The organism is Mycobacterium sp., assembly GCF_035640695.1.
Classification (GTDB): domain Bacteria; phylum Actinomycetota; class Actinomycetes; order Mycobacteriales; family Mycobacteriaceae; genus Mycobacterium.
The window spans coordinates 32,569-44,546 of record NZ_DASQVQ010000059.1 but is presented as its reverse complement, the minus strand read 5'-3'; the positions used below and the strand labels follow the sequence as shown (position 1 = coordinate 44,546).

The window sequence follows — 11,978 nt, the reverse complement described above, 5'->3', positions numbered from 1 at the left end:
CGTTGCCGCCCTTCGAAAGTGCCGTCTATCCGAAGCTAAGTCGGCTCAGGGGTTTAGTCAATACCTCGGGTACCGGGTACTTTGAGTACCGTACACTCGGGCGATTACGCTCCCCGTGTGCGTTACATCCACATCATCGGCATCGGCGCAGGTGACCCGGGCTACTTGACCCAGGCGGCAGTCGGGGCGCTCAACGCCACGCAGGTCTTCTTCGGCAGTGACAAGGGCGAGGCGAAGAGCGATTTGGTGCGGTGGCGGCGGGACATCTGCGCGCGGTTCATCACGACGCCGGGGAGCTATCGCTTCGTCGAGTTACCCGACCCCAAGCGTGCCCCCGACGGCGACTATCGCGCGGGTGTGACCGAGTGGCATGCGGCACGGGCGCGGCTGTGGGCCGGGGCCATCGAACGCGAGCTTGCGCCGGACGGCGTCGGCGCTTTCTTGGCGTGGGGCGACCCGTCGCTGTACGACAGCACGCTGCGGATCCTCGACGCGGTCGCGCGGCGGGTCGACATCGACTACGACGTGATACCCGGCATCACCGCCATCCAGGCACTCACCGCCCGTCATCGCATCCCGCTCAACGACATTGGCGAACCGGTGCTGATCACCACCGGCAGGCGGCTGGCCGGCGACGGGTTGACCGGCACGGCGGTGGTGATGCTCGACGGCGACTGCGCGTTTCGGACCTGCCCACCGGACACCCGGATTTGGTGGGGCGCGTATCTGGGTACGCCGCACGAGCTTTTGGTGTCCGGCACGGTCGGCGAAGTGGGCGAAAAGATCGTGTCGTTGCGTGCCGACGCGCGCGCCCGGCGCGGCTGGATCATGGACACGTACGTCTTGCGACCGGCTTAGTCGGCGCGCCGGCAGAGAACCGTGGGAAGATCGGCGCCATGGGGCCATTTCTGCTCCGCGCCGCGGTGACCGGGGTCGCGCTGTGGATCGTCACGCTGCTGGTGCCGGGGCTGAGCTTCGTCGGCGGCAACACGACGTTGGAGAAGATCGGCATCGTCTTCGTCGTCGCGGTGATCTTCGGTCTCGTGAACGCTTTCATCAAACCGGTCGTGCAGATCGTGTCGATCCCGCTCTACATCGTGACTCTCGGGCTTATTCACATCGTGATCAACGCGTTCATGCTGTGGATCACCGCGTGGATCACGCGGCACACCACCCATTGGGGGCTAGAGATCGACCACTTCTGGTGGACGGCCATTTGGGCCGCGATCGTTTTGTCGGTGGTGAGCTGGCTGCTCTCGCTGGTGACTCGTGATGTCAGGCGCGCCGCGAGCAGGTAGCGCTCACTGCCCACTGTTGGCGGTTCGGGCAGACTGAAGGCATGCCCGAATTGCCCGAGGTAGAGGCGCTCGCCGACTATCTGCGACAGCACGCCGTCGGCCTGCCGGTCGGCCGCGTCGACGTGGCGGCCCTGCAAGTGCTCAAGACCTTCGATCCGCCGCCGACGGCGTTGCGCGGCCGGGCCGTCACCGGCGCCAACCGCTGGGGCAAGTACCTCGGTCTCGAGGCCGGCGACCTGCACCTGATCACCCACCTGTCGCGGGCCGGCTGGCTGCGCTGGTCGGACAGGCTGGCGGCCGCGCCACTGAGGCCGGGCAAGGGGCCGATCGCGCTGCGGGTACACCTGGGAACCCCGGGTGAGGCGCCGGGATTCGACCTCACCGAGGCCGGCACGCAGAAGCGGTTGGCGGTGTGGCTGGTCACCGACCCCTGGACGGTTCCCGGCATCGCGGCGCTCGGTCCCGACGCGCTCGAGCTGACACCGGAGGACCTGGCGGCGGTGCTGGCAGACAACGGCGGACGTATCAAGACGGTGATCACCGATCAGAAGGTGATCGCCGGAATCGGCAACGCGTACAGCGATGAAATCTTGCATGTGGCCAAGATTTCGCCGTTCGCGACGGCGGGCAAGCTCACGCCGGATCAGCTTGGCGCGCTGCACGATGCGATGGTTTCGGTGCTGAACGATGCCGTCACCCGCTCCGTCGGTCAGCAGGCCGCAACGTTGAAGGGCGAGAAGCGATCCGGACTGCGGGTGCACGACCGCACCGGCCTGCCGTGCCCGGTGTGCGGCGACACCGTGCGTGAGGTGTCGTTCGCCGACAAGTCGTTTCAGTACTGCCCGACCTGCCAGACCGGCGGCAAGATCCTGGCCGACCGGCGGCTGTCGCGGTTGCTCAAGTGAGTTCAGGTCGTCGCTACCGGATGCAGCACCAGGAATTTCCCTCGGGCGTCGAGTCGTTGGGCAATGTCCAGATACTGGGCCGTCGATAGCGCCGCGTCCCCGCCTGAGCGGGTGATCACGATTCGACAGAAGGCCGCGGACAACTCGAATGTCGGCAGTGTCAATTGTGAGGCTTGGCCTTCGAGTCGTTGCGCCCATGCCGTGGCCTCGGCGATGTCGTCGGCGCCGCTCCTGTCGACGAGAAGTTGGACGAGCGCGGTGGTCGTGACGCCGAGAAACATGAAGTCGAAATTCTCATATTGGCGGATTAGGGCTGCGCGTACCGAATCAATCGCAACATCTCGATCCCCGGCGCGCGCGGCCGCGATGGCCAAGTCGGCCTCGATCGGTGCCAGCGCAATTGTGACAGTCCGGTGCTTGGTAATGATGCTTCGCGCTCGCTCGAGGTAATCAACCGCGGTGGCTACGGAATGACGCTCCATCCGCAGCAGCAGGGTCCCGCAGGCCCACAGCGCGCACGCGAGCGCGAACCTGTCGCCGAACTCCTCTGCTCGGTTCAGTGCTTCGCGCGCGTCCTGGAGCGTCGTGTCTTCGGGAATTTCGAGTCCAATGGCGGCCAGACCGCACTTCAGCGTCATCACAGCCGCGTGGGTGACAGGATCGAGTTGGCGCGCCTGCTCGATTGCGATCGCCAGCTCTCGCCGACCGCTCCGGACGTCTCCCCTGAGGATCCTGCTCACCCCGCACACCGCATTGGCCCTCGCGATCGAACCGGTCACGGCGCTTCCGGCGATGAGCCGTATCCGGTCGGCGTTCCGCAGCACGGCCTCGAAGTCGCACACCACAAACTGTGCCCACGTGACGGCGAACAGCAGGTCGGCCTTCGACATCGGATCGGCACGGACGTCATCAATCATTCCCGCAAGCTCCGCGGCCAGGGCTGCGGCCGCGACGGGTCGGCTGTAGTTCTCGCACCACGCGGTCACCCGCCCGGCCATACCGATTGCCAGCGAAAGGGTGTCACCGGATTGCTCCGTGAGTGCCCGCAGCTCGTCGTAGCACGTATCGGCGTCGGGGTCGGCGCCGACCAACCAATCCGTCCACACCAACATTGTTCGTGGCGCGGCCCTCAATGCCATGCTTCCCGGCTGTTCGGACGGGAGTCGGTCGGCGATGCGCCGCGCTCGTTCCCAGCTGGTACGCGCGGCAACCATATCGCGCGTCTTCAGCCAATTTGCCGCCCGCATGTGCCAGTCGTAGGCGGGCTTTAGGTCGCCGGCGGCCTCCAGATGGGTGGCGATCAATGCCGCGTTGTCGTCGACCGCCGGCGGGTGCAGTGTTTGAAGAGCGCTTGCGAGCCGGCGGTGTGCGCCGGCACGAGTGGCGGTCAATTGCGATTCGTAAGCCACTTTCCTGATCAGCGGATGCCGAAAGCAGTATCGTGCGCGAGGCAGGAATTCGATTTGATCAATCAGTTCCATGGAGACGAGATCGGCCAGGTCATCCCGATCGGTGTTCGGCAGCAGTGTCTGCACCCTATCGACATCGAACGATGACCCGATCACCGCGGCCGCGTTGAGGATCCACTTGGCTTGCGGCGGAAGCCGATCGATGCGCGCGGCGACGACTGTGTGCACGGTTGCCGGCACCGTGCTCGGATCGACATCGCCCTGGCGCCGGTAGCAGCCCCGACTGCCTGCCAACACGCCGCGGTCGGCCAGATCGCGCACCATCTCCTCGACGAAGAAAGGATTGCCGGCGGCCGATCGCGCGATGAGGTCGGCGATGCCGCCGACCGTCGGGTCGTGACCGATGAGCCCTTCCGCCATTGCGACCGCTGTATCATCGGTCAACGGGCTCAGCGTGATCGTGGTATCGGGCTGGTCGCGTAGGGGGCCCCGGTATTCGGGGCGGTATGTGGTCACGAGCGTCGACTGGAGCGCGGAGAGCGAAGCGGCGAATTCGCTGAGCGTGGCTTCACTGGCTGCGTCGATCCAGTGCGCGTCCTCGAGTATGAACACCGCTCGGCGGGAACGAAATTCGGTCGCCTTGATCATGGCGTCGACGAGTCGGCGGTGCCTAGCGTCGAGGCTCAGCTCGACGGGTGCGCTACCCGGCTCCGTGATGCCGAGTAGATCGAACAGTACGCGGGCCCCGTCGGAATGCGCAGTAATCGGCAGCCGCTCGAGTACTTGGGCGCGAGCCGCCGGGTCATCCAATCGACTGACGCCGAACATCGCGCGCAGCATTCGCGATAAGGCCCACAGCGGAACGTCTGCGGTGTGTGCGTCGCACCGAGCGACGACGACGTCGGCTTCTTTCCGCCTCACACGGGCGGCGAATTCGCGGATGAGTCTGCTCTTACCGATTCCGGGCTCGCCGACGACGCCGATGACTGAGGCATCTCCCGAATCGAAAACCCGCATAATTTCTTGTAATTCGGCGTCGCGGCCAAGCATTGGGCCCGCGTCGCGGCCCACGACCGTCTCTTGAACGGGAACCGACAACAGGCGCCGTGCCGGTATCAGCCGGGTCTCACCCTTGACGGCCACGGAATTGGTCGGGCCAAGTTGTGCGCGACCCTCAACGAGTCGTGCCGTCGATTCCGAGCACAGGACGGTACCGGGTGGCGCGGCTGCCTCCATCCGCTGCGCCATGCCAACGCTGTGGCCCACAGCGGTGTAACGCCCTGGCCCGCGGCCGATTTCGCCAGCGACCACCTCACCGGAATTGAGCCCTACCCGGACCTTCAGCTCGACGTTGTCGCGACGGCGCACTTCGGCGGCGAGTTTCTCTGCCGCCGCCTGGATTTCCAGTGCCGTGATGCATGCACGCATGGCGTGGTCTTCGAGCGCTACCGGCGCGCCGAACAGGGCCATCAGGCCATCACCGGTGAACTTGTCCACCGTGCCCCGATAGCGCTGCACGATCGCCGCCGACTTGTTGAACAGCTCGTACATTATTTCCCGAAGCCGCTCGGGATCTAACGCCGCCGCCAGTCTCATCGAACCGACGACATCACCGAACAACACCGTCACCTGCTTGCGCTCGCCGACGGCGCCCATTGGGTTGACCGGCGAACCGCAGGCATCGCAGAATCGCGCCGCGGGCCGCAAATCATGTCCGCACGCGGTGCAGTTCCGAACGGACTCATGTCCGGAGTCAGGCCAATAGTCGCTGACCACCCATTCACCCTCTCTGGGGAGATTATGCGGTGTTGGCTCCCGTTAGGCTGCATAGGTGACTCGTCAGAAGATACTGATCACCGGCGCGAGCTCGGGCCTCGGCGCGGGCATGGCGCGTCGGTTCGCCGCCAAGGGCCGCGACCTCGCGCTGTGCGCGCGTCGTGCCGACCGGCTCGATGAACTGAAGGTCGAGCTGACGGCGCGGTATCCGGGCATCACCGTCGCCGTCGCCGAGCTCGACGTCAACGACCACGACCAGGTGCCCAAGGTGTTCGCTGCGTTAAGCGAAGAGCTCGGCGGTGTCGACCGCATCATCATCAACGCCGGCATCGGCAAGGGCGCCCCGCTCGGGTCGGGCAAATTGTGGGCCAACAAGGCGACCGTCGAGACCAACCTGGTGGCCGCGCTGGTGCAGATCGAGACTGCGATCGAGATGTTCAAGAAATCCGGCGGCGGACACCTCGTGCTGGTCTCGTCGGTGGCCGGTGTGAAGGGGCCGCCGGGCGTCAAGGCCGCCTACGCGGCGAGCAAGGCGGGACTGACGTCGCTCGGCGAATCGCTGCGGGCCGAATACCACAACGGGCCGATCAAGGTCACGACGCTGCAGCCCGGTTACATCGAGTCGGAGATGACGGCCAAGGCGGAGTCGACGATGCTCATGGTGGACACCGACACCGGCGTGCAGGCCATGGTGGAAGCGATCGAGCGCGAGCCCGGCCGCGCCACGGTGCCGTGGTGGCCGTGGGAACCGCTGATGCTGCTGATCAAGCTGCTGCCGCCGGAAATCGCCGGCCGTTTCAACCGGTAGGCGTTGGGGCCGGCGGGCGTTGGGGCCGGCGGGCGTTGGGGCCGGCTAAGCCGAGCGGCCGCGCTCGGTGCGGTAGCGGCGGACCAACGCGTCGGTGGACGTGTCCGATTGCGGGGCCGGCGGTGCGTCACCGGTAAGCACCGGCAGCAGCGCCTTGGCCTGTGTCTTGCCGAGCTCGACGCCCCACTGATCGAACGAGTCGATGCCCCAGATCACGCCCTCGGTGAACACGATGTGCTCGTAGAGCGCGATCAACTGCCCGACAACCGATGGCGTCAACCTGGTGGCAAGGATCGTGGTGCTCGGGCGATTGCCCGGCATCACCTTGTGCGGCACGACCGCCGCGGGGGTGCCTTCAGCCGCGATCTCGGCGGCGGTCTTGCCGAACGCCAGCACCTGCGTCTGGGCGAACAGATTGCTCACCAACAGGTCGTGCATGCTGCCGGTGCCGTCGGCCGTGGGCAGGTCGTCGGTGGGCTGGCTGAAGCCGATGAAATCGGCCGGGACCAGGCGGGTGCCCTGATGCAGCAGTTGGTAGAACGCGTGCTGGCCGTTGGTTCCGGGCTCACCCCAATAGATTTCGCCGGTATTGACCGTGACCGGCGTGCCGTCGGCCCGCACCGACTTGCCGTTGGATTCCATCGTCAGCTGTTGCAGATACGCGGGAAACCGAGCCATGTCGTTGGAGTACGGCAGCACGGCGCGCGTCTCTGCGCCGAAGAAGTCGTTGTACCAAATGCCCAGCAGCCCAAGCAGTACCGGCGCGTTGGCGGCCAACGGTGCGGACCTGAAATGCTCGTCGACAACATGGAATCCGGCCAGGAACTCGCTGAATCGCTCTCGGCCGATCGCTGCCATCACAGCCAACCCGATCGCCGAGTCCACCGAGTACCGGCCGCCGACCCAGTCCCAGAAACCGAACATGTTATTGGTGTCGATGCCGAAGTCGTCGACCAGCCGCGCGTTCGTCGACACCGCGACGAAATGCTTTGACACCGCGGCATCGCCGAGAGCGTCGGTCAGCCACCGTCGCGCCGCCGTCGCGTTGGTCAGCGTCTCCAGCGTCGAGAACGTCTTCGACGCGACGATGAACAATGTGCTTGCCGGGTCGAGGCCGTCGAGCTTGGCCACCAGATCTGCCGGATCGACATTGGAGACGAACCTGCACGAAATACCGGCGTCGACGTAGTGGCGCAGCGCCTGGTAAACCATCACCGGGCCGAGATCCGATCCGCCGATGCCGATGTTGACCACCGTCGTGATGCGATGGCCGGTGGCTCCGGTCCACTCGCCGCTGCGCAGCCGATCGGTGAACTCGCCCATCCGCCGCAGCACCTCTTGCACGTCGGCACCGACGTCCTGTCCGTCGACGAACAGCTCCGCACCGGGTGGCCGCCGCAGCGCCGTGTGCAGCACGGCCCGGTCCTCCGACGTGTTGATGTGCGCCCCGGTGAACATCTCGTCGCGGTGCCGCTCGAGCTGGGCCGCCATGGCCAGGTCCACCAGGAGCGCCAGCGTCTCCCGAGTCACCCGGTGCTTGCTGTAGTCGATGTAGAGATCGCCCACCGTTACCGTCAACTCGCGACCGCGTTCGGGGTCTTCGGCGAAGAACTCGCGCAGGTGTTTGGTGCCGATCTGGTGGTGATGTCGGTCCAGCGCGTTCCAGGCGGGTGACGTTGAGATATCCCCAACCTGGGAGATGTCGGCGGTCATGCCTTGACACTAGTGCGGGCGGTTGTCCAAAGGTGTAAATGGTGGAGTATGGACACCGCCAAGCTGTTGTCGTCAGTACCAACCGGACTTTGGATCGGGGGCGAGGAGCGCAAGGGCTCCGCCACGTTCGACGTGCGTGACCCGTCCGACGATCACGTGATCACTTCAGTGGCCGACGCCACCGCGGAAGACGCCATCGCCGCATTGGACGCCGCGGCCGCTGTGCAGCACGAGTGGGCGGCCACGCCCGGCCGTGAGCGCGGCGAGATTCTGCGCGCGGTGTTCGACGCGATCACCGCCCGGGCCGACGACGTCGCCACCCTGATGACGCTGGAAATGGGAAAGGTTGTTCCGGAAAGCAAGGGCGAAGTCACATACGGCGCGGAGTTTTTCCGGTGGTTCTCCGAAGAGGCGGCACGCATCCACGGTCGGTTCGCACCCGCTCCGCTTGGCAATGGCCGCATCGTCGTCACCAAGCAGCCGGTCGGCCCCTGCTACGCGATCACGCCGTGGAATTTCCCGCTCGCGATGGGCACCCGCAAGATCGGGCCGGCGATGGCCGCCGGCTGCACGATGATCGTCAAGCCGGCCCAGGAAACGCCGCTGACGATGCTGTTGCTGGCCAAGCTGATGGACGAGGCGGGGCTGCCCAAGGGTGTGCTGTCGGTGCTGCCGACAAGTGATCCGAAGGGTGTGACCGCTGCGCTGATCGACGACGGGCGGCTGCGCAAGCTGACCTTCACCGGGTCCACCACCGTCGGTAAGGCGCTGGCCAAGCAGGGCTCCGACAAGCTGCTGCGGCTGTCGATGGAGCTCGGCGGCAACGCCCCGTTTGTGGTCTTCGACGACGCCGACGTCGACGCGGCGGTGGACGGCGCGATTCTGGCGAAGATGCGGAACGGCGGCGAGGCATGCACGGCGGCGAACCGCTTCCACGTCGCCAACGCCGTGCGCGAGGAGTTCACCGAGAAGCTGGTCAAGCGGATGAGCGAGTTCACACTCGGCAGCGGTCTGGACTCGTCGGCCAGCCTTGGCCCGCTGATCAACCAGGACCAGCTCGACAAGGTCAAGGAGTTGGTGGACGACGCCGTCTCGAAGGGCGCGACGGTCGCGATCGGCGGGGATGCGCCAGACGGGCCGGGTTACTTCTATCCGGCGACCGTGCTGACCGACGTTCCAAGTTCCGCGCGCATTCTTCGCGAAGAGGTGTTCGGCCCGGTGGCGCCGATCGTCGGCTTCGACACCGAGGAGGAGGCGCTGGCGGCGGCCAACGACACCGAGTTCGGTCTGGTCGCCTACGTGTACACCCGCTCGCTGGACCGGGCGCTGCGCGTTTCGGAGGGCATCGAGTCCGGTATGGTCGGCGTCAACCGCGGCGTGATCTCTGATGCCGCCGCGCCTTTCGGCGGTGTCAAGGAATCCGGCTTCGGCCGTGAGGGTGGTTTCGAAGGCATCGAGGAGTATCTCGAAACCAAGTACATCGCGTTGACGAAGTAGCTTTGCGGCTCGCCGGCGTTGCGCCGTCGCGCCTTGTCGGCGTTGCGCCGTCGCGCCTTCCCTTGATCCGGGTGAGTCGCATCTAAACTCACTTGCTCGGATCCCATAGGGAGGCATTGACGTGACTTCAGCGCCGGTGTGCTCCGCTGAACGGCGGCGTTGGGTCGCGGCCGTCCCGCGTGCCGCGCGCACCGGAAGGTCGACGCGGGCCCAGGGTCGGGGTATCCCGGCGCTCGACGGAATCCGCGCGATCGCCGTCGCACTCGTGCTCGTCGACCACGGCGGCATTCCCGGGGTGTCGGGCGGATTCATCGGCGTCGACGTCTTCTTCGTGCTGAGCGGCTTCCTGATCACGTCGCTGTTGCTCGAGGAGCTGGGGCGTACCGGACGAATTGACTTGACCGGCTTCTGGATCCGCCGGGCGCGACGGCTGCTGCCCGCGCTGATGGTGATGGTGCTCGCCGTCGGGTTCGCGCACGAATTCTTCGCGCCGGACGCCGTTGCCGCGCTGCGCGATGACGCCATTGCCGCGTTTTTCTGGGTGGCGAACTGGAGCTTCGTCGCCCGCAAGACCGATTACTTCACGCAGGGCGGCACGTCGTCGCCGCTGCAGCACACGTGGTCGCTCGGCGTGGAAGAGCAGTACTACTTCGGGTGGCCGCTGCTGCTGATCGCCGCCGCCGTGCTGCTCGCCGTCATCGCCAGGCGCCGAGGGGGTTTGGCAAAACCCGGTGCGGTCAGGTTGGCCGTCTTCGTGGTCGCAGCGGCCGGCGCGATGGCCTCCGCGGGCGCGGCGATCGTGCTGGCTTCGGATGCAACGGACGCCTCGCTCAATCGGGTGTACTTCGGCACCGACACCCGCGCCCAGGCCTTGCTGGTCGGCGCCGCCGCGTCGGCGCTGCTGGTGCGGGACTGGTCGGCGCTGATGCTCGGCGGGCCGGTGATTCGGTCGCGATGGGGCAAGTGGGTGGCCCGCATTCTGCCGGTGATCGGTCTGGCGATGTTGGGAGCGGCGGTCCATTACACGACCGGCGATGCGCGCGAGTTTCGTGACGGCCTGCTGATCGCCGTTGCGCTTGCGGCCGTCACGGTGATTGCCGGGGTGGCGCTGGACCAGGCTGGCCCGGTTGCCCGCGTGGTGTCCTGGCGTCCGCTGGTGTGGCTGGGCGCCATCTCCTACGGCGTCTACCTATGGCACTGGCCGGTGTTTCTGGTCATCGACGGAGAACGTACCGGGTGGACCGGATTTCCGCTGTTCATCGTCCGGTGCATCGTCACGCTGGCGGTGGCCACCGCGTCCTGGTGGTTGATCGAGCAGCCGGTCCGGCGATGGCGACCGGTGATCGTTCCGCAACTGAGGCTGGCCGCCGCCACCGTTGCGACGGCCGTCGCCGTCATCGTGCTCGTTGTTCCGGTCGGCGCCAGGCCGGGAACGGCCGACCTGCCGCCTGGTGTTTCTCCGGCCGCTGTTGAGTCGCCGGTTGAAACGCCGCGTCCGGCAGGCGTCGCGCTTCGGAGTCCGAATGGCGTACGCGTCGTCTCGGTGTTCGGTGACTCGATCGCGTGGACGGTGATGCGCTACCTTCCGCCGACACCCGGGTTCGAGTTCAGCGACCACACCGTCATCGGGTGCGGCATTGTCCGCGGCGGCCCGTACCGGTATTTCGGTCAGACCCTGGACCAGAAACCGGAGTGCGACACGTGGCCCAGCCGATGGTCGAACCGCGTCGCGCACGACCGGCCCGACGCGGTACTGCTCGTGATCGGGCGCTGGGAGACGATGGATCGGGTTTATCAGGGCCGGTGGACCCACATCGGCGACCCGGCCTTCGACGCGTACGTGTCCGGTGAGCTCAAACAGGCGCTGGACATCCTCGGGGCCACCGGGGCTCGACTGGTGGTGACCACAGAGCCGTACAACCGGCGTGGTGAACAGCCAGACGGCAGCTGGTATCCCGAGGATCAACCGGACCGAGTCGACCACTGGAATGCTTTGCTGCGCCGCGCCATTGGGCAACGGCCAAACGTCACACTGCTGGACCTGAACGAGAAGCTGGCCCCGGACGGGGCGTACACGGCCAAAATCAACGGCGTGCTGGTGCGCAGCGACGGCGTCCATCCGACGCCGGACGCGGTGAAGTGGCTGACACCGTGGCTGCTGGACGCCTTGCGGTAGTCGTCGGGCGTGGTGGCCGTGGGCGGCGAGGTGCGTGGTGGCCGTGTCCGGGCTTAGTGGCCGTCGTAGGGCTTAGTGGCCGAGGCGGCCGCGGCCCAGGCGCAGTAACAGCATCGCGAGGTCCTTGCCGTCGGGACCCAGCTCGCTGTAGCGCTCGATGACCTTCATCTCGCGGCTGTGCACCAGGCGGGTGCCGCCGTTGGCCATCCTGGCTTTGCCGATGGCCTGGGATACCTCGCTGCGCCGCCGGACGGCGGCGAGGATCTCGGCGTCCAGCCGGTCGATCTCCTGACGAAGGTCGTCGATGTCGGCTGGCTGGTCGGTTTCTACAGGCATTGGTTGCTCCGAATTCTCCGTGTGGGGTTGTTTGCGATTGCGGATCATTCCTTCACCGGC

9 protein-coding genes and 1 pseudogene are annotated in these 11,978 nt (G+C 66.4%); 7 read left to right on the top strand and 3 right to left on the bottom strand.

Annotated features, from left to right (window positions below; all coding sequences use genetic code 11):
* Positions 1-117 precede the first annotated feature (117 nt).
* The 4 genes and pseudogenes from cobF (at position 118) to VE759_RS07040 (ending at position 2,203) form a co-directional block, all read left to right on the top strand.
* Positions 118-858: a precorrin-6A synthase (deacetylating) gene (cobF, locus tag VE759_RS07055; RefSeq protein WP_324929571.1), complete on the top strand. Its 741-nt coding sequence runs from the start codon at positions 118-120 to the stop codon at positions 856-858.
* Between the two features lie 38 nt (positions 859-896).
* Entirely contained in the window at positions 897-1,298 is a 402-nt protein-coding gene (locus tag VE759_RS07050) for a phage holin family protein (RefSeq protein WP_324929569.1), read from the top strand.
* A gap of 41 nt (positions 1,299-1,339) precedes the next feature.
* A pseudogene (locus tag VE759_RS07045) lies at positions 1,340-1,582 on the top strand (DNA-formamidopyrimidine glycosylase family protein); the annotation flags it as partial.
* 132 nt (positions 1,583-1,714) lie between these two features.
* On the top strand, positions 1,715-2,203 hold the full coding sequence (locus tag VE759_RS07040) for a zinc finger domain-containing protein (RefSeq protein WP_414687851.1): 489 nt from the start codon (positions 1,715-1,717) through the stop codon (positions 2,201-2,203).
* Positions 2,204-2,205: 2 nt separating this feature from the next.
* Here the strand turns inward: VE759_RS07040 and VE759_RS07035 are convergent, their stop codons facing one another.
* Positions 2,206-5,268, bottom strand: coding sequence for an ATP-binding protein (locus tag VE759_RS07035; RefSeq protein WP_324929567.1), 3,063 nt, complete (start codon positions 5,266-5,268; stop codon positions 2,206-2,208).
* A gap of 175 nt (positions 5,269-5,443) precedes the next feature.
* Here VE759_RS07035 and VE759_RS07030 point away from each other — a divergent pair, with 175 nt between their 5' ends.
* Positions 5,444-6,196 (top strand): SDR family oxidoreductase, encoded by a 753-nt coding sequence (locus VE759_RS07030; protein ID WP_324929565.1) that lies wholly within the window; start codon positions 5,444-5,446, stop codon positions 6,194-6,196.
* A gap of 45 nt (positions 6,197-6,241) precedes the next feature.
* On the opposite strand, the gene pgi is transcribed toward VE759_RS07030, so the two are convergent.
* A complete protein-coding gene (gene pgi, locus VE759_RS07025; RefSeq protein ID WP_324929563.1) occupies positions 6,242-7,909 on the bottom strand; it encodes a glucose-6-phosphate isomerase in 1,668 nt (555 codons plus the stop codon).
* Positions 7,910-7,957: 48 nt separating this feature from the next.
* On the opposite strand from pgi, the gene VE759_RS07020 reads away from it, so the two are divergent.
* Together VE759_RS07020 and VE759_RS07015 are read left to right on the top strand one after the other, a co-directional pair.
* A complete protein-coding gene (locus tag VE759_RS07020) occupies positions 7,958-9,406 on the top strand; it encodes an NAD-dependent succinate-semialdehyde dehydrogenase (RefSeq protein WP_324929562.1) in 1,449 nt (482 codons plus the stop codon).
* Between the two features lie 121 nt (positions 9,407-9,527).
* On the top strand, positions 9,528-11,582 hold the full coding sequence (locus tag VE759_RS07015) for an acyltransferase family protein (RefSeq protein WP_414687849.1): 2,055 nt from the start codon (positions 9,528-9,530) through the stop codon (positions 11,580-11,582).
* Between the two features lie 72 nt (positions 11,583-11,654).
* On the opposite strand, the gene VE759_RS07010 is transcribed toward VE759_RS07015, so the two are convergent.
* Positions 11,655-11,966, bottom strand: coding sequence for a chorismate mutase (locus VE759_RS07010; protein ID WP_324929560.1), 312 nt, complete (start codon positions 11,964-11,966; stop codon positions 11,655-11,657).
* Positions 11,967-11,978 lie beyond the last annotated feature (12 nt).

What these genes read in the sequence shown, in the direction of transcription:
- VE759_RS07035 (WP_324929567.1), bottom strand. Translation starts at nt 5,268, where the DNA reads ATGGGCGCCGTCGGCGAGCGCAAGCAGGTGACGGTGTTGTTCGGTGAT.
- VE759_RS07050 (WP_324929569.1), top strand. Translation starts at nt 897, where the DNA reads ATGGGGCCATTTCTGCTCCGCGCCGCGGTGACCGGGGTCGCGCTGTGG.
- pgi (WP_324929563.1), bottom strand. Translation starts at nt 7,909, where the DNA reads ATGACCGCCGACATCTCCCAGGTTGGGGATATCTCAACGTCACCCGCC.
- VE759_RS07020 (WP_324929562.1), top strand. Translation starts at nt 7,958, where the DNA reads ATGGACACCGCCAAGCTGTTGTCGTCAGTACCAACCGGACTTTGGATC.
- VE759_RS07010 (WP_324929560.1), bottom strand. Translation starts at nt 11,966, where the DNA reads ATGATCCGCAATCGCAAACAACCCCACACGGAGAATTCGGAGCAACCA.